We start from the raw sequence: 21,656 nt of genomic DNA on the forward strand, positions 1-21,656 counted from the left end.
CCAGAGGGGTCAAGCCGTAGCGGGTCAGGATTCTTAAACGATCGCCAAACTGTCATCATAGAAACGCCAGTCACCACCCGAACTTTCGAACAGGCTTTGCAGGACCTGCGTTGATCCGCTGGTGTTCTCTGGGCTGATCGCAATATCCGCCAGCGCCAATGCCCGCGTGATGGTCCCGTCATCCAGCAGATCCAGATAGAACTGACGCCCTGCCACATCACTTTCGCGGTCCAGAACGTTGAGATAGATGCGCTCCAGAAATTCATCATTGCTCAGGGTATCCACATCCCCGAACTTTTCGGAAAATTCAGGGCTTCTCATCAGGTCGGCCGCAAGAAATTCGTCGCTCAACCCGTCGCGCGCTGTCACATCAATATAGAAATTCAGCCCTGGCAGATCAATCTGCCCGTTGCGGTCCAATGCCGCCTCATACAGGAGTGCCACACGTTCAGAGATATCGAAATCCCCTGGATCCCCCGCAGCATCAAGGGCAGAACCCTCACCCAAAGCAATAACTGCGTCGTCAAAGCGCAGGAATTCAATATTGAACAGCTTGTCCTTGGCCCCGTCAGGCCCGGACACTACCGCATAGGTCTGCCCGCCCGTGACAGTATATTCGGTCGAAAGACCTGAAAAACGGGCGGTGTCGCCATCCACTGGATCCCCGTAAGCTTCGTTACCGAACAGCATGTCATTGCCCATGCCGCCACGCAGCATATCCTGTAACGCCCCGCCCCGCAGAATGTCATTACCGGAACCGCCGCTTAACGCATCTGGCCCATTGGCACCAAAGAATTCATCGTCGCCCCCCAGACCGGTGAAATAATCCGCCTTGCTTGTACCGCTGCCGATGTCATTTTCGGCGTTGCTGCCGACCTGTTCGTAAATATCGGAAACATTGGCTTCATTCTGCGCAAGCCATGCATTCACATCACCGGCAGTATTCAGATAATCCTGAAGCCCCAGATCTGCGTAGATATCGTTATACATGTCATCATAGGCCTCCTGCGCGGCCTCATTCACGCGGGCGGCGAAACTTGCGTCCGACTCGCGGTACGGCAGGAAAGGGAATGTATCCCGAAAGCCGCTGTCACGTTCGATGGTGAATGTGTCACGGTCTCCGGTCAGCGAACTTGAAACAACAACATCAACGCTGCCCCCAAAGAAACTTTGATCGTATTCGGCCGAAATAGAAGAACCGATCCTCAGGGCCATTTCGCCGATGATATCGTTGCCGGGGTCGAAAACGCTATGCAGAAATTCCGCGGCTTCCTTGACAGACAGATGCAGGCCGGTTCCACCCAGCGGGCCATCCTGCACGGCATTGGCCACCATCATACGCACCGCGATGGCATAATGCAGCGCACCGAAAGCATATGACAAAGATTCCATCGGTGCGGCTTCATAGGTTACCCCGACCTGGGATTTGATGTCGTTCAGCGCACCCTGCGCCGACAGGATGGCATTATTCGCCAAAACACTCCGCGCGGTGGCGTCCTCGGTCGTCCGGTAAAGTGCGAGGTTGTCCAAGGCAGTATCGGCCTGCCCTAATGACTCGGCAATACTGACATTGATGACGATCCCCGGCAGGTTTTGCAGGTTCGACAGATCCGATTTCAACTGATTGAGATCCGCCTCTCGCGCATCATCATCCTCGGATGAACCAAAAAACGAGTAAATGGACAAGACATCTGCAACCAGTCCAATTGCACCAATAGCGGCAACGGCAGCGACGGGTAGGGGCATAAAAATCTCCCAAAAATATAAAAAATCAGGTAGTTAAGGCAAGAAATGGTTAAAAAAGGTCCGACTTAATACCTAAAATGGTAGCTTCTTCCCTAAAGTCCGTCAATCTGCCGCCGGACCAGAAGGTAAACCCGCTTTGCCGTTCCGCCTGCCCATTCCCTCTTCCATCCCCCTTCCAGATTTGCGAAGTTCGCATCATGAGCATCCAGACACGCGCCCTTCTCGTCCATCTTTTCACAGCTACAGGCGCGGTTTTTGCCATGCTGGCCATGTTGGCAGCTGTTGATGGCAAATGGGACATGATGTTCCTTTGGCTGGTGGTGGCCTTTTTCGTGGATGGTATCGATGGCCCGCTGGCTCGCAGATATGACGTCAAAACCAATGCGCCGCAATTTGACGGTGTGTTATTGGATCTGATCATCGACTATCTGACCTATGTATTCATCCCCGCCTTCGCCCTGTTCAAATCCGGCCTGATGGACGGGTGGAGTGGCTGGGTGATGATCATTATCGTCACTTTTGCCTCGGCCATGTACTTTTGCGATACACGCATGAAAACAAAAGATAATTCATTCTGGGGCTTTCCGGGATGCTTTAACATGCTGGTGCTGGTGCTGTTTGCCCTCTCGCCACCTTGGTGGGTTTGTTTGATCATCGTGACGATCCTCTCCGTCACCATGTTTCTGCCGGTTAAATTTGTGCACCCCGTTCGCACAGAACGCTGGCGCATCGTCACCCTGCCAATGGCGCTGGCTTGGGTGTTTTTCGCTGGCTGGGCCGCATGGGTCGATTTCCACCCTGAAAGCTGGGCGCATTTCGGGCTGGTCTTGACCTCGATCTACCTTTGCGTTGCGGGCGCGGTCCAACAGCTGACAGAGCCGAAAGACTAGATAAGCAACCCCGCCGCCCCTTCATGGCGCAGTAAGGCCACCTTGGTTTCCACCCCGCCACGTCCAGAAAACCCGGTCAGCCCCTTGGCCCCCATCACACGGTGGCAGGGGATGATCACCGGAATCGGATTGCCGCCACAGGCCTGCCCAACCGATTGCGCGGGCACACCAAGTTCCTTGGCAATTTCGCCGTAAGTACGGGTATAGCCAAAGGGAATGTCCGCCATCACGCGACAGACCTCTTGCTGAAGCTGTGATCCATGCACGCGCAATGGCAAATCAAACACCTCGCGCGTTCCACTGGCATAGGCAGCAAGCTGTCTCGCCCCCTCATCCAACAGATCAGAGCGGTCAAGATGCGCCACCCGGGTCCATTCCAGTGCAGTAATGGCCCCCTCTTCCTCGACAAGGGTAAGGTCGCCAAAGGGCGTTTCTACAGTACGTTTCAACATAAAAAGACCCTGCACCTCTCAGCGCAGGGTCACAATCCGAAACTTGCGTATCCCGTTGGCGGGGTTCACCCCGCCATGGATTTATGCAGACACCGCCGCATCACAGCGCCCGCAGACACCTGCATGGCTGTGGCTGCCCACATCTGGCAACACTTTCCAGCAGCGCGCACATTTGCCGCCTTCCGCCTTGGCAAAGACCACCGCGACCCCTTCAACCTCGGGCATCACAAAAGCGTCGGCCGGTGCCGCATCCCCACTGATCGTCACATCAGAGGTAATGCTGACATCCTCAAAGGACACGCTTTCCAATGCCGCACGCTGATCCGCATCCGTCACATAAACGGTTGGGGCCGCTTCCAATGACGCACCAATCACTTTGTTGACTCGCTGTACCTCAAGTGCGGCGGTCACGACCCGCCGCGCCGCACGGACCTTGGCCCATTTCGCCGCCAGCTCAGGGTTCAACCAATCACTAGGTGTTTCGGGAATATCCGTCAGATGGACAGAGCTGTCCTCACCCGGGAACCGCTCCAGCCAGACTTCCTCCATGGTAAACACCAGCACAGGGGCCAGCCAAGTTGTCAGGCGGTGGAACAGGATGTCCAGCACAGTGCGCGCCGCGCGCCGGCGTTCTGTATCGCCATCACAATACAGCGCATCCTTGCGAATATCGAAATAGAAGGCCGACAGATCAACGGTGGCAAAGGTAAACACCGCCTGAAACACACCCTGAAAGTCGAACTTGGCATAACCGTCGCGCACAACCTTATCCAGCTCGGCCAAACGGTGCAGCACCAGCCGTTCCAGCTCCGGCATGTCTTTTGGATCAACCCGATCCGCCTCAGTGAAATCACTCAGCGAGCCCAGCATATACCGCATGGTATTGCGCAAGCGGCGATAGCTGTCCGCCACCCCTTTCAGGATCTCATCACCAATCCGCTGATCCTGCGTATAATCGGTCTGCGCCACCCAGAGCCGCAGGATATCCGCGCCATATTGCTGGATGATCTTCTCGGGCACGATGGTATTGCCGATGGATTTGGACATCTTCATGCCCTTCGCATCCAGCGTAAACCCATGCGTCACCACATTGCGGTAAGGCGCACGGCCGGTGGTGCCAACCGATTGCAACAGCGACGAATGGAACCAGCCGCGATGCTGGTCAGTGCCTTCCATATAGACATCTGCGATACCGTCCTCGGTGCCGTCCTCGCGGTCGCGCAGGGTAAACGCATGGGTTGAACCGGAATCAAACCAGACATCGAGAATATCCATGACCTGCTCGTATTCCGCCGGATCAACGATACCGCTCAGGAACCGCTCTTTCGCGCCCTCCTCATACCAGACATCCGCACCTTCGGCCTCAAATGCCTCGACGATACGGGCGTTCACTTCCGCATTGCGCAGCAGGAACCCTTCATCCGTCGGCAACACGCCTTTGCGCGTGAAACAGGTCAGCGGCACACCCCATGCGCGCTGGCGGCTCAACACCCAGTCGGGTCGCGCCTCCATCATGGCGTGCAATCGGTTGCGCCCTGATTTCGGCGTCCAGTTTACATTGTCGATCTCGGTCAGCGCACGCGCGCGGATCGTGGTGCCATGCATATCCTGCCCGTCACCCACAGTCTTGTCGATCGCCGCAAACCACTGTGGTGTGTTGCGATAGATCACAGGTGCCTTGGAGCGCCAGGAATGCGGATAGCTATGCTTGATCTTGCCGCGGGTCAGCAGGCCACCGACCTCGACCAGCTTGTCGATCACGGCGGCGTTCGCATTGCCCTCCTTGCCGTTCGGCTTGAGGATCGCCTTGCCACCAAAGAACGGCAAATCGTCGCGGTAACGCCCATCAGGGTTCACGTTATAGGTGATCATCTGTTCCAGCATGCCCAGATCACGGTAAAGGTCATATTCCTCCAAACCATGGCTTGGCGCACAATGGACAAACCCCGTGCCCTCGGTGTCGGTAACAAACTCAGCCGCGCGGAAGTCACGCAGGTCGTCCCACTCGCCATTGCTGCCTTCGGTGCCTGCCAAAGGATGCTTGAGCGACAGACCGACCAATTCATCCGCCGTCACATCGCGGACCCGCGTCCACATGCCGTCCTCAAGACGGGCACGGCCCAGAACATCCGCAGCCAGGTTGTCCGCCAGCAGGAATTTATCCCCAACGGAAGCCCAACATTCCTCGGGCGTCCCCGTCACCTCATATAACCCGTAGGAAATCCCGGCCCCGTGAACCACGGCCTTGTTTGACGGAATGGTCCAAGGTGTCGTGGTCCAGATGACAACCTGCGCGCTCTCAAGGTCCCCGCCACCAACAACATCAAACTTCACCCAGATCGTGAAACTCTCCTTGTCGTGATACTCCACCTCAGCCTCGGCCAGCGCCGTCTGCTCTACCGGTGACCACATCACGGGCTTGGATCCCTGATACAAAGTCCCGTTCATCAGGAATTTCATGAACTCCTCGGCAATCACCCGCTCCGCATGGAAATCCATCGTCAGATACGGATCAGCCCAGTTGCCCTGCACGCCCAGCCGTTTGAATTCCTCGCGCTGCACATCGACCCAGCCAGCGGCAAAGGCACGGCACTCCGCGCGGAATTCGTTGATCGGCACCTCGTCCTTGTCGCGGCCCTTCTTGCGGTATTGCTCTTCGATCTTCCATTCAATCGGCAAACCATGGCAATCCCAACCCGGGATATAGCGCGCATCACGCCCCATCATCTGATGGCTGCGCACAATCATGTCCTTGATCGTCTTGTTCAGCGCATGACCAATGTGCAGATGCCCGTTGGCGTAAGGAGGCCCGTCATGAAGTGTAAAGGGCGCACGGTTCTGTTTCTCGCGCAGACGGTCATAAACCCCGATCTTTTCCCAACGTGCCAGCCAATCTGGTTCGCGTTTCGGCAGCCCTGCCCGCATCGGGAAATCAGTCTTGGGCAGGTTCAGCGTGGATTTATAGTCAAGGTTTTCAGGCGTATCGGCGCACATGTCAGGCGTCCTTCGGATAATAGTGAAAAGGGTCAGGTCAAAACCTGAAATAAGGGCGATGCGATCAACTCAAGCACCTTTACCCGGCGTCTCATCAACTCAGAGCGCCGGGGATATAATTCGAATGTGGGTCAACAAATGCCAAGCCATGCGCCGCTTATACGCAGCCACCAACAGCCCGACAAGCCCTCCTCTTTTTGGCCGTAAATGCTGCGGGGAATCGGCCTTTGGCCGATGGGGCGGAGCCCCTCAAAAATAGAATGCAGGCTTGCCTGCACCTTTGGGTCACCCTTTGCTGAACAAACCGCTTAATGCGTTTTTCACGATGCCGCGCACCTTTGGTCGTTTACCTTCCCCGAATGGTAGAGGGCGGCAAACTTCCATCGCGGCCACGCCGACCCGCGCGGTCAGGGCACCATTCACCAGCCCTTCCCCAAAGCGGCGCGACAGCTTGCCCAGAATCGTCCCCCCCAACACTGGCTCCAGCAAATCATCCCCCACGGCCACCGCACCTGTTGCCACCATATGGCTCAACACCGCACGGGTCAGCCGCCAGGACCCAAAAAAGCCCGAGCGCCCGCCATAAACCTCGGCCACCCGCCGGATCATCCGCAGGTTCGCGGTCAATGCCGCCGCCACATCCGCCAGCGCCAAAGGCACCAGCGCCGTCACTGTCGCCACCTGCCGCGCCGCTGCCTCCACCTCGCGACTGGCCGCCTTGTCCAGTGGCACCAGCAGCTCCGCCTCCACCAAGGCAAGAAGCCCCTCTGCATCCATCTGATCGCCGCACAACCCTGCCAGCCTGTCCCGCCCCCAACGTGTCTCCTCGCGCCCTTTATATAGGGTGACAAGCCTGTCTGTGACCTTGCGGGCCGCGGTCAAATCCACCTGTGCCAGCGCCTCTGCCGCATCGTGGCGCAGCCCATCCAGCCGCGACAACCGACCAAACGCGGCCATTTCGCGCACCCCCAGCAGCGTTAACACCAGAACAAAGGCCCCCAGCAACACCGACATCACCAGCCCCAACAGCGGATACCGCGCCATCAGATCGACAACAAATGTCCAGGCCGCAATCGATACCATGGCCCCGATCAGAATGCTGGCCAGCCACCAGAACAGACGCACCAGCAGCGAGGGTTTGCGCACCGCCAGGCTGGCCGCCATCTGCATCGCCTGCCCCTGTGGAACGGCAGTCACCAGATCGGGCACAGGGGGGGCCACCGCCACTTGCGGGCGCGGGGCCGTATCTTCCTCAAGATCAAAAAGTACCGGACCTTTTGCCATTACAGGCTCCCTTTATGCCATTGAAACCGGATATCCGGCAGGCCTTCGTCAGTGCTGGCCCCATCCGTGCGCTCTTGTTCAACAAAGCCGTGTTTCAAATAAAAATTCTGCGCTGCGAGATTTGCCTGAAACGTCCAGAGCTTCAGCACCGCCCGCTCTTTCTGCAGGTGATGCAGCAAGGCTGTGCCTACCCCCTGTCCGCGCTGTGAGCGTGCCACATAAAGCGCATCCAGATCTTCGCCATCGCAAGCCGCAAACCCGATAACATCACCCTCAACCTCTGCCACGGTCACCCAACCTCGGGTGATCAACTGACCGGCGTGTGCAATGTCTTCTGCCCCGGAGTGCAACTGCGGCATCCAGTCGGTTGTCGCCACAAATTCCGTCAGGATCGCGCCGACCTTGCCCGCATCTGTTGAACGTGCCGCTCGCAGTGCCGTCACAACCGGTCCCCAATCAAAAACTCTGCGGCGCGGTCCAGCCGGATATGCGGCGGCCCGTCCCCCGGTTTCAGCGTCAGCGGTGCGGGCGCAAAGCGCATCACCTGATAATCCTGATCCAGCCATTTCTGCGCCCCTGCCCGCGCCGGGTTCAGCAAATGCGCAGGGTCCGCCGGCAGATCACCGGGATAAAAAGCCGCCTCCTTGCCAGTGTCCAGCAAGGTGCCGCGCACCAAATTCAACGGGGTGCCATCATGTTCCATCACCGCCTCAGTTGTGGCCCGCAGGGAAGCGATCGCCATTGCCGCGGTGCCCGCACCGGCATATTGGGCGCGATCACGCGCCTCGCGGGTCAGCGCCTCCATAATTGCGCTTAATTTGGCGTGTTGCGTGTGGTGCAAATGATCTGCCTTGGTCGCTGCAAACAGGATCTTTTCAACCCGTTTGCCCCCCAGCAGATTAAACAGGAACCCGTTTTTTCCGGGACGGAAAGCACTCAGGGTTTCGCCCATGGCATGGCGCAGATCCTCGACCGCTTGCGGCCCCTGATGGATGGCACCCAGCGCATCAACCAAAACCACCTGCCGGTCGATCCGGGCAAAGTGGTCGCGAAAGAACGGCTGCACCACGCGGGACTTATAGGCCTCAAAACGCCGCCCCATTTCGCGGTGCAAACTGCCCCGTTTTGACGCGCCATCTGTTGGGATCGGGGCAAAGGTCAGCACCGGTGATCCGGCCAGATCACCGGGCAGCAGAAACCGCCCCGGTGTACAATCGGAATAGCCAGCTAGCCGCGCCGCACTCAAATACGCGGCAAAACGCTGTGCAAGGTCTTGGGCAAGGGTTTCGTCATGTTTAAGCGTTGGATCAACACCCCCTGCCAAGGCCATGAAGTCACGGGCGGAATCGCGGGTCTTGATGCGCGCCAATGTGGCCTTGGACCACTCCTCGAAAGACAGCTCCATCAGCCCCAGATCCAGCAGCCATTCGCCGGGATAATCCACAATATCCAGATGCACCGTCCGCGGCCCCTGCAGCCCCGAAAGCAATCCGTTGGGCCGTACCTTCAACGACAGGCGCAGCTCGGAAATAGCGCGGGTGCTGTCAGGCCAATGCGGGGTTTGTCCGGTCAGCACCGCCAGATGTTTCTCATATTCAAACCGCGGCAACGTATCATTGGGTTGTGGCTGCAAAAACGCCGCCTCGACCCGCCCCTCAGCGGCGGCCAACAGCCCCGGCATCCGCCCGCGATCCAGAAGGTTGGCCACCAGTGACGTGATAAAAACCGTCTTGCCAGAGCGCGCCAGCCCCGTCACACCCAAGCGGATCACCGGTTCGAACAGCGTTTCCGACACCGCGTCCTGCACCGCTTCAATCTGACGCCAGATGCCATCGGCAATGCGTGTAATGACCAAACCCGTTTCCGCCTTCTGTTGTCTCAACGGGTAACATAGGGGCGCACCCGAGGGATTGCCAGAAGCCATGGCGCAGGGTAGAGCGCGGATCATGCACCGTTATGCCCTGAAAATCGAATACAACGGCGCGCCTTTTGTCGGGTGGCAACGCCAGAAGGATCATGCCTCCGTTCAGGGTGTGATCGAGGCCGCCCTGTCCAAACTGCAAAAAGGCGAACATACAATTACCGCCGCAGGGCGCACCGACAAGGGGGTGCATGCCATGGGGCAAGTGGCGCATTGTGATCTGGAGCAGGAATGGGAACCCTTCCGCCTGTGGGAGGCGCTGAATTACCATTGCAAACCCCACCCGGTTGCGATTGTTGATTGTGTGCCGGTAACAGAAGCTTTTCACGCCAGATTCTCGGCGCTTGAGCGGCGCTATCACTTTCGCATCCTGTCCCGCCGTCCCCCCGCAACCCTACAGGCCGGGCTGGTCTGGCAGGTCAAGGGCCCGCTGAACCTTGACGCGATGCAGGAAGCTGCCGGGCTTCTGTTGGGGCAGCATGACTTTACCACCTTCCGCTCCACCATCTGTCAGGCAAAAACCCCTGTGAAAACGCTGGACCGGTTGGATATTGAGCGGGTCGAAACGCCATGGGGCACCGAATATCATTTCGACGTGCGCGCGCGCTCCTTCCTGCACAATCAGGTGCGCAGTTTTGTCGGCTCACTTGAACGGGTTGGCGCGGGGACCTGGACACCGCAGGATCTGAAGAAGGCGCTAGAGGCCAAAGACCGCGCCGCCTGTGGCCCGGTCAGCCCGCCGCACGGTCTGTATCTCGCGCATGTCACCTATGAGCATGACCCGTTTACGTGAGGGCTGGCCAATCGCCGTGATGCTTGCCCTCCGCATCAACCCGCGCAAATCCATGTGCACCAAAGAAATCCCGCTGCGCCTGAATCATATTTGCGGATCCGCGCCCGCGCCGGATGCTGTCATACCACGCTAATGCCGCTGACAGGGCCGGCAATGCCACGCCCGTGGATGCCCCCACCGCCACAACTCGGCGCAGGCTGGGAATGCAGGTTTCCAGCAGGGCAATAATCCTGGGCGCAAGGATCAGCTGCCCCATCGGCAGATCACCCCGAAACGCCTCTGCCAGATCATCCAGCAGGCTGGAGCGGATGATGCAACCCGCCCGCCAAATCTCTGATATTCTTGCCAGATCCAGAGACCATGCAAACTCCTCCGATGCGGCAGACAAGATGCGGAACCCCTGCGCATGACCAAGGATACGCCCCGCAAGCAATGCCCGCTCCAGATCATCCGCGCTTGGCAAATCAGTCCCGACCGTTCCTGACGGCAACAATGGCTCCGCCGCAACCCGCAGTGGCTTTTCCGATGACCAGCCCCGCGCGCCTACCGCCGCCTCGATGGTGCTGGCCGATTGCCCCATCTTAAGCGCCTCGATCAAGGTCCAGCGGCCGGTGCCCTTTTGTCCTGCCTGATCCAGAATAACATCGACAATGGGCTGACCCGTTTGCGCATCAACCGTCTGTAGGGCTGCCGCAGACACCTCGATCAGATAGGAACTAAGCGGCCCTGCCTGCCAGCTTTCAAACAGCGCCCCGATTGCGCCCGCCTCTTGCTCGCCCGCATCGCGCAGCAACCCGTAAACCTCTGCGATCATTTGCATATCTGCGTATTCGATACCGTTATGCACGGTTTTTACAAAATGCCCCGCGCCATCCGGCCCAAGGTGATCAACGCAGGGTTCCCCCTGAAATCTGGCGGCAATCGCCTCGACCATCGGGCGCAAGGCGGTCCATGAATGGGCCGTGCCACCCACCATCATCGACGGGCCGTGCCGCGCGCCCTCTTCCCCGCCAGAGACGCCCATACCGACAAAGTGAAACCCTGTGCCCTCAAAGGCTTGGGAACGTCGACGCGTATCGTTGAAATCGGCGTTGCCGCCGTCGATCAACGTATCCCCTTCCTCCAGAAAAGGTGTGATCGCGGCAATCATCGAATCCATTGGTGCGCCAGAGGGGATCATAAACAGGATACTGCGCGGGCGGGCGATGGCGCTGACAAAAGCCGCCAGATCAGCTTCACCCACCATCTGTTCGGCCAACGGCTCGGCTTCGGTCAGGAAATCCGCGATCCAATCCGCCTCGCGGTTCGAGACAGCAACCCGAAACCCCTTGTCTGCAAGGTTCATCGCCAGAGCCGATCCCATGGTCCCCAACCCATAGACACCAATGTCCGCGCCGCCTGTTGATCTTGTCATGAATTACCCGCTCCTGTGGCTTTGGCCGTTGGTCTTTAAACTGCTTCCAGAGCGCGGGCAGTACAAGGGCGGAAAGCTGCCTTTTGCCCTCTCCTTGAAAAACGAATCAAGAACAGCTATATAAGCAACTGATAAAAATAAATAAGTGATCACCAGAGGTCAGATGAGCGGCGTCCCGAAGCACAGGCAAACCAAGCCCACCAAGAGAAAACCGCAGCGTGCGAAGCGATTGCAGGTGGCTGCGCTGTGCTACAAAGAAACCAAGGTTGGTCGGCAGGTTTTGTTGATCACGAGCCGTGACACCGGTCGCTGGATCGTGCCCAAGGGGTGGCCGATGAAAGGCAAGGACGATCACGAGGCCGCCTTGATCGAAGCCTGGGAAGAAGCGGGCGTCAGCAAGGCGGACATCGAAGAAGAACCGATGGGTTTTTTCGAATATGCCAAAGGGTTATCTTCGGGCGATACCGTGCCTGTCGAGGCGCAGGTTTATCTGACCCGCGTGCGGGACTTGCAAAAAACCTATCCCGAAGTGGATCAGCGGACGCGGGAATGGTTCAGCCCGGCTGAAGCCGCGGAACTGGTCGATGAGCCTGATTTAAAAGCAATTTTACGCGCCATTTGACGGCTGCGCGGCCGCCCCACCGGCCTGCAACTCACGCCGCAAGGCCCGCGCTGACAGATTGGGCAGACCTTCGCCTGCCAGTTCCGCCGTGCGCATCACATCCATCACCATGGCATTGATTGGTGTCGCTATACCCAGCGCCTGTCCCATCTCGACCACCACTCCCTGAAGTGCGTCAATCTCTGTGGGTCGCCCCTCCATCAGATCATAGGACATCGACGTCCGGGCCTGCGGGTCAATCTTCAGCATCGCCGCTGCCACACGGGTAAACAGCCCCGTCGGCAGGCGCAACACCCAAGGGATCAACGAGACAGAGACCGGCGTGGAGGAGGCAGGCCGGATGCCATGGCGCTGGATCACGCGTAAGGCCTCGGCCCATTGATCCGCCATCAGTCTGCGCCAGTTGCGGTCTTTCAACTGCACTTTAATCGGCAGGCCGCTCAGCGCGTTCAGGGCATTGTTGAGGTTCATCAAGAACTTGCCCCATTGCACGTTCTCAATTTCGCGGCTTTCAAGGCAGGCAAGATGGGGCACAGTCAGAACACTGGCCAGATCACCCGCCCCCGCTTCGATCACGATATCCCCCTCTACAGCGCGGTGGTAACAGCCCTGCCCCATGGGCACGACATTAAACGGCACCATGCCCGCCCGCACATCCCGTGCAGGCAACAGGCGGCGAAGGTCCGCCCCGTTGAACACGCCGTTTTGCAAGCTGATCACCGGCGCGCCACGCGCTGTATGGGTGTTGATCAAACTGCCCATGGCATCGGTATCACGTGATTTCACGCTCACCAGCACAAGGTCTGCGCGGGCCAGAATGGCTGCATCCGTACTGATGCCAATTGCATCCGCGTTGACCTGAACCGCCATCCCGTCCAGATCGGTCAACGTCAACCCATGCGCACGCACTTCTGCCGCAATGCGCGGGCGCGCCAACAGCGTGACATTGCGCCCCGCCGCAGCCAACAGCCCGCCGACAAAACATCCGATAGAGCCCGCACCCGCAACAACGATATGCGGATCGCTATTTTCCAAGGCAGTAGCGCATAACGGCTTTTTGCGCATGAAGACGGTTTTCGGCCTCGTCAAAGATTACCGAATTGGGGCCATCCATCACTGCGCTTGTTGCCTCGTCCTCGCGATGGGCAGGCAGGCAATGCATGAACAGCGCGTCCGGCTTGGCTTTGGCCATCAGCGCCTCGTTTACCTGATAACCGCGCAGCTGGTTGTGGCGCCGCTCGCGGGCCGATTGCGGATCATGCATCGACACCCATGTGTCAGTGACCACCAGATCAGCGCCCTGCACCGCGATGTCGGGGTTACGCTCGGTTGTATAAAGCCCCTGCAACGCAGGTTCAGGGTCCAGCGGTGTCGGGCCGGTAAAGACCAGTTCGAAATCGAATTGTTTGGCCGCATGAGCAAAGCTGGCAAAAACATTGTTGCCGTCACCGGACCAGACCACCTTCTTGCCTTTGATCGGGCCGTTATGTTCCTCAAAGGTCATGATATCCGCCATGATCTGGCACGGGTGGCTGCGGTTGGTCAGCCCGTTGATCACCGGCACGCTGGCATATTCGGCCATATCCAGCAAAGTCTGTTCCTCAAAGGTGCGGATCATGATCAGATCGACATAGCGCGACAACACGCGGGCGGTATCCGCGATGGTTTCCCCATGGCCAAGTTGCATGTCTGCCCCTGACAGCACCATGGTCTGCCCCCCCATCTGGCGCACCCCCACGTCAAAGCTGACACGGGTACGGGTGGAAGGTTTTTCAAAGATCAGTGCGACCATATGGTCTTTTAGCGGCTGATCATCGTCCGGTGCGCCCTTGGGGCGGCCATGGCGCGCGTTCTTTATGGTGATGGCGGAGTCGATGATCCCGCGCAGGTCGGTTTCGGGGGTCGTGTGAATGTCAAGAAAATGGGTCATTACGTGCTTTTCAATTGGAATGTGGCACCCGGTGGAGAGTGCGGACTGGATTTAGGGCCAAAAAGAGTCAGGAAGAAGCGAGCTTTGCTGCGGCGGCATCCAGACGGGTGACGGCCTCAGTGATTTCTTCATCCGTGATGGTCAGCGGTGGCAGCAAGCGCACCACATTATCAGCGGCAGGAACGGTGATCACCTCATGAGCATAGCCTGCGGTGACCACATCGCCCGGTGCCACCTTACATTTCAGGCCCAGCATCAGGCCGGAGCCACGAACGCCTTCGAAGATATCGGGGTGGCCAGCGACCAGCCCTTCGAGTTTCTGGCGCATCAGGCTGGCCTTGCGGTTCACCTCTGCCAGAAAGGCCGGATCGCTTACGATATCCATCACCGCACAGCCAACGGCACAGCCCAGGGGGTTGCCGCCATAGGTGGACCCATGGGTGCCCGCGGTCATGCCGGAGGCGGCATTTTCCGTCGCCAGCACTGCTCCAAGAGGGAAGCCGCCACCGATACCTTTGGCAACCATCATGATATCCGGCGTCACACCGGCCCATTCATGGGCAAACAGCTTGCCGGTACGGCCCACGCCACATTGCACCTCATCAAGGATCAGCAGGATGCCATGTTCATCGCAAAGGTCGCGCATGCCTTTCAGGCAAGCGTCAGACAATGGGCGGATGCCGCCCTCGCCTTGCACTGGTTCGACCATAATCGCACAGGTTTTATCCGTGATGGCTGCGGTTAACGCATCATGATCGCCAAAAGACAGATGCGTGAAGCCACCCAACAGCGGTCCAAAACCTTTGGTCATCTTCTCGGACCCCGCCGCTGCGATGCCTGCGGCCGAACGGCCATGGAAAGATCCGTCGAAGGTGATGATCTCAACCCGTTCGGGCTGGTCCTTGTCGTAGAAATACTTGCGCGCCATCTTCACCGCCAGTTCGCAGGCTTCGGTACCGGAATTGGTGAAGAATACCGTGTCGGCAAAAGTATGTTCGACCAGCCGGTCGGCCAGCGCCTGTTGCTGCGGGATCTGGTACAGGTTCGACGTATGCCAAAGTTGCCCTGCCTGCGTGGTCAGGGCCTCGACCAGCGCCGGATGAGCATGCCCCAGTGCATTCACCGCGATACCGGCCCCAAGGTCCAGAAAACGTCGCCCGTCCGCTTCCACAAGCCATGTGCCTGCGCCGGAGACAAAGCTCAGCGGGGCACGGGAATAGGTCGGCAGAACGGAAGAGATCATCTGGATCATCCTTATAAGAGGCCGCTTTAACGCTTTGCCATAAAGGGGCAAAAGGCCATGGGCGGCGTGTCGGGTCAAGTGGGTTTGAGGATGGTGCAAGGCACCGGGATCAGACCTGCGGCATGCAGGCCACGTCAGACAGGGGGATTAGCCTTGGCGTCGTCGAAGCAATATGTGTTTGCGTGTGATCATGGCGGGTTGATACTGTGCGCCCGTGTTTTTGCATAGCCCCTTTTTACACTCTTGCCGTGTCTTTCTTATGGGCGCATAGCTTGTCCATGTATCTCGCCAAAGCTCAAAGCAATACCACCGCAGCCACACTGATCACGACCGCAACGGCATTTATTGCCGCCACAATGTTGATTGCCAAGGCCCTCGGCAGTGACAGTTTCGGCACGCCACTGCATGCCTTGCAGATCAGCCACGGGCGATTTCTGTTTGCTTTCATCGGGTTGAGCATGGCCGCCACGCTGCTGCGCCCGCAGTTTGCCCGCCCGCACTGGGGTCTGCATCTGGCACGGACCAGCTGTGGCTGGGCCGGTGTGACGCTGATGTTCGCCTCTGTCGCCTATATTCCACTGGCCGATGCCACTGCGATTACCTTTCTCAACCCGGTGTTCGCGATGATCCTTGCAATCCCCTTGCTGGGGGAAAACGTGGGCCGCATCCGTTGGTCGGCTGCCGCCCTCGCATTTGCCGGGGCCTTGATCCTGTTGCGCCCCACGCCCGCCAGTTTTGATCCTGCGGCTTTGCTGGCCCTGGCAGCGGCGGCGATCATGGGGCTTGAGCTGATTTTCATCAAAAAACTCGCCGGGCGCGAAAACCTTTTCCAAATTTTGCTGTTCAACAACGGATTGGGCCTGTGCATTGCCAGCATCGCAGTCCTCGCATTCTGGCAGCCCCCAACGGCTGCGCAATGGGGGCTGCTGATCACCCTTGGCCTCTGTATAGCCACCGCGCAGAGCTTTTTCGTAAACGCCATGGCCCGCGCAGAAGCCAGCTTTGTCGCGCCGTTCAGCTATGGCACATTGATCTTCGCCGCGCTTTACGATGTGTTGTTTTACAATGTGATACCTGACAGCGTGACATATCTGGGGGCTGCCACTATCATCGCCGGGGCGGTCGTCCTGCTGCTGCGCGAGGCGCAGTTGAAACGCCAGGCTGCCAAGGTAGCTGCAAAGCAATAACGGATCGTCCCTTGCACGTGCCCGCTGAAGGTTTAGTATAGGGACTTGAATTTGCTTAGGCGGTCCTCTTGGCGGGACCGCTTTTTGATAAGAGAGACTTGCAATGTCCTGGACCGATGAGCGCGTTGAAACGCTGAAGAAAATGTGGGGCGAAGGCCAGTCGGCAAGCCAGATCGCCAAGGAGCTTGGCGGCGTGACGCGCAATGCTGTGATCGGCAAGGTGCATCGTTTGGGCCTGTCCAACCGCGCCACAACCGGCACCGCGGCCAAGCCCGACGCAAAACCCAAGGCCAAACCGGCCCCCAGAGCCGAGGCAAAGCCCAAGGCCAAAGCCGAAACAAAAGAGCCGGTGATCATGCAGACGGTAGCCGCCGCGCCGCCGAAATCGACGCTGCCTGCGCGCAAACAGATCATTCCGGCAGGTCAGCCCCTGCCGCCACAACCATCTGCCAATGAAATCTCGCCAGAGGCATTGGCCAAGGTCAACGAAGTTGAAAAAAAGGCCAAGAAAATCGGCCTGATGGAATTGACCGAGCGGACCTGCAAATGGCCCGTCGGCGATCCGGCCACTGAAGATTTCTGGTTCTGCGGGTTGCCTGTGAAACAGGGCAAACCTTATTGCGAGGCCCATGTCGGCGTGGCTTTCCAGCCAATGTCGTCACGGCGCGACCGTCGCCGGTAACAGCTGCCTTTGTTGGGGGAGCAGTGTGATACCGCTGTCCCCTGTTGCAACAATTCCGACGACAGTTTGAATTGCACAACATATCAAGGCGTGGTTCACCAAGGGCACCCAGTTGAAAAGGCCTGACCATGCCCGATACCATCCGCGCCGCTGACGCCCTTGCCCGCCGCCTTTATGCTGCGGGGTGCCGCACCGCCTTTGGCATGCCCGGCGGTGAAGTTTTGACCGTGATTGATGCGCTTCAGGCGGCGAGCATCCGGTTTATCCTTGCCAAACATGAAAACGCTGCTGGTTTCATGGCCGAGGCAGTGCATCACCGCGACCACGCCCCGGCGATTCTGGTCGGCACCATTGGGCCAGGCACGTTGAACGGGGTGAACACCGTTGCCAATGCCCTGCAGGATCAGGTGCCACTGATTGTGATTTCGGGTTGCATGGATGCAGATGAGGCCCAGCGCTACACCCATCAGGTGATCGACCATCAGGCGGTTTTCGCTCCCGTGACCAAGGCCAGCTTCCGCCTGAATGCCGGTGCGGCCCATACCATTGCAGATAAGGCCGTTGCCATCGCCACCGAGGGGCGGATGGGGCCGGTACATATCGACGTGCCGATCTCGGTTGCAGAAGCTGCGGTGCCGCAAACCGCGCCGGTGCCGCGCCCGAAAGCATCCCCCGCTGCACCCAGTGGTGCCGATCTTGCTACCGCACGGGACTGGCTGGAAAATGCGCAACGTCCGGTGATGATTGTCGGTGTGGATGTTCTGAACCAACAGGCGCAGACCGCTGTCATCGAATTCGCCGAAGATCACAGCATTCCCGTGATCACCACCTATAAGGCCAAGGGGATCCTGCCCGAAGATCACGCCCTGTCTTTGGGGGGCGCCGGCCTGTCGCCGCTGGCGGATACGCAACTTCTGCCCTTCGTGCAGGCCGCCGATCTGATCCTTTGTGTCGGCTATGACCCGATTGAAATGCGTCCCGGTTGGCGCGATGTCTGGGATTCAACCCGCCAGAACGTCATTGATATTTCCGCCGTCCCCAACCACCACTACATGCATCAGGCAACCCTGAACTTTGTCACCGATTGCGCCGCCACATTGCAGGCCCTTAGCGACGGGCTTGATGTACAGAAGACATGGGATGAAGGCGAAATTTACAAACTAAAACAAGCGTTGAATACCAGCTTCCCCCGCGATGACGACTGGGGGCCCGCTGCCGTGATCGACACCTGCCGCAAGGTTTTGCCGCGCGATACCATCGCCTCTGTTGACAGTGGGGCGCATCGCATCCTCTTGTCACAAATGTGGGAATGTTATGCCCCGCGCGCCTTGATGCAATCCTCGGCACTCTGCACCATGGGCTGTGCTGTGCCGATGGCAATCGGGGCCAAGATTGCCACGCCCGACCGCCCGGTCGTCTCCTTTTCCGGTGATGCGGGCTTTCTGATGGTTGCGGGCGAATTGGCCACAGCCGCAGAACTGGAGATCGCCCCTATTTTTGTCGTCTTTGTCGATGCCTCGCTTGCTTTGATCGAAAAGAAACAACGTGAACGCCAGCTGAAAAATACCGGCGTTGATTTCGCGCAGCACAACTTTGCCGCCATGGGCGTGGCCTTTGGTGGGGCCGGTGTCACCGTGCGCAGCCGCAACGCGCTCAAAACCGCTTTGACCACGGCGATGGCAGCCGAAACGTTCACCGTCATCGCCGCAATCATCGACCAAGGAGCCTATGATGGCCGCATCTAAAGGGGCCTTGGATGGGCTGTTTGTTCTGGATCTCAGCCGGATTCTGGCCGGTCCTACCTGCACGCAAATGCTGGGTGATCTGGGCGCGACGGTGATCAAAGTCGAAAACCCAAAGACCGGTGGTGATGACACCCGTGGCTGGGGACCGAACTACGCCCGCAATACGGACGGCACCCCCTCTGATCTGTCTGCCTATTTCATGGCCGCCAACCGCAACAAACGCTCTGTCGCGGTTGATATCGCCACCTCTGAGGGGCAACGCATCCTGCGCCATCTTGCCGCCCGCGCCGATATCGTCGTCGAGAATTTCAAACCCGACGGGCTAAAGAAGTATGGGCTGGATCATGAAACCCTGCTCAAGACCCACCCTGCCCTCGTGTATTGCTCTATCTCCGGTTATGGCCAGACCGGCCCGAACCGCAGCCAGCCGGGATATGATCTGATGGCCCAAGGGTTTGGCGGCATCATGTCGATCACCGGCGATCCTGAAGGTCCGCCAATGAAGGTTGGCGTGGGCATTTCGGATGTGATGTGCGGCATGTATGCGACCATTGGCGTGCTGGCCGCCCTGCGCCACCGCGATCAGACCGGTGAAGGCCAGCATATCGATCTGTCGCTGGTAGATTCCTCAATGGCTTGGCTGATCAACGAGGGCACCAATTTCCTGACCTCTGGCCAACTGCCGGAACGGCGCGGCAATGCACACCCCAATATTGTGCCCTATGACGCCTTTGAATGCAGTGACGGGCATATCTTGCTGGCAGTGGGCAATGACGCACAATTCGCACGTTATTGTGACGCATTGGGGCTGGCCGACACCGCTGCGGATCCACGATTTACCACCAACCTTGGTCGTATCGAAAACCGCGCCGCCTTGATGGACGCGATACGCCCTGCCATGCAAGCGCTGAGCAAGCAGGATCTGTTGACCCGCTTGCGCAGCGTTTCTGTGCCCTGCGGGCCGATCAACACCATCGGCGAAGCCCTGACATCAGAACAGGCACAGGCACGCAGTGCGGTTGTTCACCTCCCACGCCCGGATGTCGACAAGGGGCAGCTGCGCCTACTGGGGAATCCGTTGAAACTTTCAGCAACCCCCGTGGCTTACGACCGCGCCCCACCCCGATTTGGGCAAGACACCGCAGAGGTTCTTGAAACATGGGGACCGGACAGCCTGGGAAATTGTGATTAACACAGGCTGAGCAGAGCATATTCCGCAGAAATTCGCCGGATTATCCGTGGTTTCGACATGTATTGACACAATCGCTCACGAAACCGGGAACCCGCTTCACGTTGGCGTGTGACTCCAACCATTCCCATTCTTTGAGGGTGCAAACCCGCGTAGATTTGGCCGGACATTGATCGTTCCTGAAAGGCCTGCGCCCATGAACCATGACATTTGCAACGCACCCGTCACCTTGCAAACCCAACCGGCCCTTGACAGCTGGAACGCCATGATCCGCGCCTTTCTGGCCCACAAACCTGCCACGCCCTTGCACCTTGGTGCGGTGATCGAGGCCGAACCGCAATGCGCCATGGCCCATGCCGCGCGCGGGTTGTTTTCGCTGATGATGGGGCGGGCAGAAATGTGGCAAGTGGCCGAGGACGCCCGCACCGCAGCCCATGCCGCCCGCGCCGAGACAGCGTTGAGCAGCCGCGAGGCAGGCTGGCTTTCAGCGCTGGACCAATGGCTGGCAGACAGCCCCACGGGCGCAATCGCCGCCCTTGAGCGGATACTTGACGACCTTCCCCAAGACACGCTGACGGCCAAGGCCAGCCATGCCATCCGTTTTATCCTTGGGGATGCTAAGGGCATGCGCCGCTCTGTTGAGCGGGTTCTGCCGGCCCATGGACCGGATCATCCTTTGGGCGGCTATCTGATGGGGTGTCATGCATTCACGCTCGAGGAAACCGGCGCATATGCAGCGGCGGAACTGGCTGGACGTGCGGGGCTGACCTATGCGCCGGATGATGCATGGGGGCTGCATGCGGTGGCCCATGTGCATGACATGCGTGCCGAGGCAAATGCAGGTATCACCCTGATCGAAAACCACAAATCCGCATGGGACGGATCCAACAATTTCCGCTATCACGTCTGGTGGCACAAGGCATTGTTGCACATGGACAGAGGGGAGCTTGATGTCGCCCTTGGTCTTTATGACAGCCAGATCCGTGCCGATAAAACCGACGATTACCGCGACATCTCCAACGCCACATCGTTGCTGCTGCGGTTGGAGCTGGAGGGTGTCGATACCGGTAACCGCTGGGACGAACTTGCCGTCTTTGCTGAAAATCGCATCGACGACGGTTGCCTGGTCTTTGCTGATTTACATTATCAATTGGCGCTTGCCGGTGCCGCCAAAGGCGAGGCTGCGGCGGCGATGACTGCCCGCTTTGCCCGTGACGCCCGTAAAAACGGCGATATGGCACAGCGGGTGGCGGACCCGGGACTGGCCGCATTGGCTGGTCTCAACGCCTTTGCCGAAGGGCGATACAGCGATGCCTTTACCCAATTGGCAGATGCCCGCCGAAAAATGCAGACCATCGGCGGAAGTCATGCGCAACGCGATGTCTTCGAGCGAATGACCATTGACGCAGGTCTGCGGGCGGGTCATTTCGACGCAGCAGAGCAGGTGTTGCAAGAACGGCTTGCTCTGCGCGCAGGCCATGAAGACCGGTTTGCCGCTACCCGCTTTGATCAACTTTCACATGCGCGGCGCATTCCCGCGCAATAGGTTCGGATATCGCTGCCA

At 58.7% G+C, this 21,656-nt stretch carries 18 protein-coding genes; 8 read left to right on the top strand and 10 right to left on the bottom strand.

Annotation, left to right across the window (positions count from 1 at the left end):
• Positions 1 to 33 precede the first annotated feature (33 nt).
• Positions 34 to 1,746 (bottom strand): DUF4214 domain-containing protein, encoded by a 1,713-nt coding sequence (locus QQL78_RS11245; RefSeq protein ID WP_284373457.1) that lies wholly within the window; start codon positions 1,744 to 1,746, stop codon positions 34 to 36.
• Between the two features lie 197 nt (positions 1,747 to 1,943).
• Here QQL78_RS11245 and QQL78_RS11250 point away from each other — a divergent pair, with 197 nt between their 5' ends.
• Positions 1,944 to 2,636 (top strand): CDP-alcohol phosphatidyltransferase family protein, encoded by a 693-nt coding sequence (locus tag QQL78_RS11250; RefSeq protein ID WP_284373459.1) that lies wholly within the window; start codon positions 1,944 to 1,946, stop codon positions 2,634 to 2,636.
• On the opposite strand, the gene QQL78_RS11255 is transcribed toward QQL78_RS11250, so the two are convergent.
• From QQL78_RS11255 to QQL78_RS11275, 5 genes are all read right to left on the bottom strand, one after another.
• Positions 2,633 to 3,088, bottom strand: coding sequence for a methylated-DNA--[protein]-cysteine S-methyltransferase (locus tag QQL78_RS11255; RefSeq protein ID WP_284373461.1), 456 nt, complete (start codon positions 3,086 to 3,088; stop codon positions 2,633 to 2,635). The two genes, QQL78_RS11250 and QQL78_RS11255, sit on opposite strands and share 4 nt — an antisense overlap.
• An 81-nt stretch (positions 3,089 to 3,169) precedes the next feature.
• Positions 3,170 to 6,082: an isoleucine--tRNA ligase gene (gene ileS / locus QQL78_RS11260; protein ID WP_284373463.1), complete on the bottom strand. Its 2,913-nt coding sequence runs from the start codon at positions 6,080 to 6,082 to the stop codon at positions 3,170 to 3,172.
• 285 nt (positions 6,083 to 6,367) lie between these two features.
• On the bottom strand, positions 6,368 to 7,366 hold the full coding sequence (locus QQL78_RS11265) for a YcjF family protein (RefSeq protein WP_284373464.1): 999 nt from the start codon (positions 7,364 to 7,366) through the stop codon (positions 6,368 to 6,370).
• On the bottom strand, positions 7,366 to 7,809 hold the full coding sequence (locus QQL78_RS11270) for a GNAT family N-acetyltransferase (RefSeq protein ID WP_284373466.1): 444 nt from the start codon (positions 7,807 to 7,809) through the stop codon (positions 7,366 to 7,368). Before QQL78_RS11270 ends, QQL78_RS11265 begins: the two co-directional genes overlap by 1 nt.
• The gene (locus QQL78_RS11275; protein WP_284373469.1) at positions 7,806 to 9,221 is read right to left on the bottom strand and encodes a YcjX family GTP-binding protein; all 1,416 of its coding nucleotides are present in this window, start codon (positions 9,219 to 9,221) and stop codon (positions 7,806 to 7,808) included. The genes QQL78_RS11270 and QQL78_RS11275 overlap by 4 nt, the downstream gene beginning before the upstream one ends.
• A 91-nt stretch (positions 9,222 to 9,312) precedes the next feature.
• On the opposite strand from QQL78_RS11275, the gene truA reads away from it, so the two are divergent.
• Positions 9,313 to 10,080, top strand: a complete 768-nt coding sequence (gene truA, locus QQL78_RS11280) for a tRNA pseudouridine(38-40) synthase TruA (protein ID WP_284375562.1) — start codon at positions 9,313 to 9,315, stop codon at positions 10,078 to 10,080.
• On the opposite strand, the gene gndA is transcribed toward truA, so the two are convergent.
• Complete coding sequence (gene gndA, locus QQL78_RS11285; protein WP_284373471.1) at positions 10,073 to 11,494, bottom strand: NADP-dependent phosphogluconate dehydrogenase; 1,422 nt, start codon at positions 11,492 to 11,494, stop codon at positions 10,073 to 10,075. The two genes, truA and gndA, sit on opposite strands and share 8 nt — an antisense overlap.
• Before the next feature lie 163 nt (positions 11,495 to 11,657).
• Here gndA and QQL78_RS11290 point away from each other — a divergent pair, with 163 nt between their 5' ends.
• Positions 11,658 to 12,116: an NUDIX hydrolase gene (locus QQL78_RS11290; RefSeq protein ID WP_284373473.1), complete on the top strand. Its 459-nt coding sequence runs from the start codon at positions 11,658 to 11,660 to the stop codon at positions 12,114 to 12,116.
• Here QQL78_RS11290 and QQL78_RS11295 read toward each other — a convergent pair.
• The 3 genes from QQL78_RS11295 to QQL78_RS11305 form a co-directional block, all read right to left on the bottom strand.
• The gene (locus QQL78_RS11295; protein ID WP_284373475.1) at positions 12,102 to 13,151 is read right to left on the bottom strand and encodes a 2-dehydropantoate 2-reductase; all 1,050 of its coding nucleotides are present in this window, start codon (positions 13,149 to 13,151) and stop codon (positions 12,102 to 12,104) included. The two genes, QQL78_RS11290 and QQL78_RS11295, sit on opposite strands and share 15 nt — an antisense overlap.
• The gene (gene argF / locus QQL78_RS11300) at positions 13,141 to 14,046 is read right to left on the bottom strand and encodes an ornithine carbamoyltransferase (protein ID WP_284373477.1); all 906 of its coding nucleotides are present in this window, start codon (positions 14,044 to 14,046) and stop codon (positions 13,141 to 13,143) included. Before argF ends, QQL78_RS11295 begins: the two co-directional genes overlap by 11 nt.
• A gap of 67 nt (positions 14,047 to 14,113) precedes the next feature.
• A complete protein-coding gene (locus QQL78_RS11305) occupies positions 14,114 to 15,289 on the bottom strand; it encodes an aspartate aminotransferase family protein (protein WP_284373479.1) in 1,176 nt (391 codons plus the stop codon).
• A gap of 278 nt (positions 15,290 to 15,567) precedes the next feature.
• On the opposite strand from QQL78_RS11305, the gene QQL78_RS11310 reads away from it, so the two are divergent.
• The 5 genes from QQL78_RS11310 (at position 15,568) to QQL78_RS11330 (ending at position 21,638) form a co-directional block, all read left to right on the top strand.
• Positions 15,568 to 16,476 carry a DMT family transporter gene (locus tag QQL78_RS11310; protein WP_284375563.1) on the top strand — a complete coding sequence of 303 codons (909 nt, stop codon included), beginning with the start codon at positions 15,568 to 15,570 and terminating at the stop codon, positions 16,474 to 16,476.
• A 103-nt stretch (positions 16,477 to 16,579) separates the two neighbouring features.
• Positions 16,580 to 17,158 carry a GcrA family cell cycle regulator gene (locus QQL78_RS11315; protein ID WP_284373481.1) on the top strand — a complete coding sequence of 193 codons (579 nt, stop codon included), beginning with the start codon at positions 16,580 to 16,582 and terminating at the stop codon, positions 17,156 to 17,158.
• A 128-nt stretch (positions 17,159 to 17,286) separates the two neighbouring features.
• On the top strand, positions 17,287 to 18,903 hold the full coding sequence (locus QQL78_RS11320) for a thiamine pyrophosphate-binding protein (protein WP_284373483.1): 1,617 nt from the start codon (positions 17,287 to 17,289) through the stop codon (positions 18,901 to 18,903).
• The gene (locus QQL78_RS11325; protein ID WP_284373485.1) at positions 18,890 to 20,095 is read left to right on the top strand and encodes a CaiB/BaiF CoA transferase family protein; all 1,206 of its coding nucleotides are present in this window, start codon (positions 18,890 to 18,892) and stop codon (positions 20,093 to 20,095) included. The genes QQL78_RS11320 and QQL78_RS11325 overlap by 14 nt, the downstream gene beginning before the upstream one ends.
• A 193-nt stretch (positions 20,096 to 20,288) precedes the next feature.
• Positions 20,289 to 21,638 (top strand): tetratricopeptide repeat protein, encoded by a 1,350-nt coding sequence (locus QQL78_RS11330; protein ID WP_284373486.1) that lies wholly within the window; start codon positions 20,289 to 20,291, stop codon positions 21,636 to 21,638.
• The last annotated feature ends 18 nt before the right edge of the window (positions 21,639 to 21,656 follow it).

The sequence above is a fragment of the Sulfitobacter pacificus genome (assembly GCF_030159975.1).
Taxonomy (GTDB): domain Bacteria; phylum Pseudomonadota; class Alphaproteobacteria; order Rhodobacterales; family Rhodobacteraceae; genus Sulfitobacter; species Sulfitobacter pacificus.

Coding starts and splice junctions, on each gene's coding strand:
- QQL78_RS11245 (WP_284373457.1), bottom strand. CDS start 1,746: ATGCCCCTACCCGTCGCTGCCGTTGCCGCTATTGGTGCAATTGGACTG.
- QQL78_RS11250 (WP_284373459.1), top strand. CDS start 1,944: ATGAGCATCCAGACACGCGCCCTTCTCGTCCATCTTTTCACAGCTACA.
- QQL78_RS11255 (WP_284373461.1), bottom strand. CDS start 3,088: ATGTTGAAACGTACTGTAGAAACGCCCTTTGGCGACCTTACCCTTGTC.
- ileS (WP_284373463.1), bottom strand. CDS start 6,082: ATGTGCGCCGATACGCCTGAAAACCTTGACTATAAATCCACGCTGAAC.
- QQL78_RS11265 (WP_284373464.1), bottom strand. CDS start 7,366: ATGGCAAAAGGTCCGGTACTTTTTGATCTTGAGGAAGATACGGCCCCG.
- truA (WP_284375562.1), top strand. CDS start 9,313: ATGCACCGTTATGCCCTGAAAATCGAATACAACGGCGCGCCTTTTGTC.
- gndA (WP_284373471.1), bottom strand. CDS start 11,494: ATGACAAGATCAACAGGCGGCGCGGACATTGGTGTCTATGGGTTGGGG.
- QQL78_RS11290 (WP_284373473.1), top strand. CDS start 11,658: ATGAGCGGCGTCCCGAAGCACAGGCAAACCAAGCCCACCAAGAGAAAA.
- argF (WP_284373477.1), bottom strand. CDS start 14,046: ATGACCCATTTTCTTGACATTCACACGACCCCCGAAACCGACCTGCGC.
- QQL78_RS11305 (WP_284373479.1), bottom strand. CDS start 15,289: ATGATCTCTTCCGTTCTGCCGACCTATTCCCGTGCCCCGCTGAGCTTT.
- QQL78_RS11310 (WP_284375563.1), top strand. CDS start 15,568: ATGTATCTCGCCAAAGCTCAAAGCAATACCACCGCAGCCACACTGATC.
- QQL78_RS11315 (WP_284373481.1), top strand. CDS start 16,580: ATGTCCTGGACCGATGAGCGCGTTGAAACGCTGAAGAAAATGTGGGGC.
- QQL78_RS11320 (WP_284373483.1), top strand. CDS start 17,287: ATGCCCGATACCATCCGCGCCGCTGACGCCCTTGCCCGCCGCCTTTAT.
- QQL78_RS11325 (WP_284373485.1), top strand. CDS start 18,890: ATGGCCGCATCTAAAGGGGCCTTGGATGGGCTGTTTGTTCTGGATCTC.
- QQL78_RS11330 (WP_284373486.1), top strand. CDS start 20,289: ATGAACCATGACATTTGCAACGCACCCGTCACCTTGCAAACCCAACCG.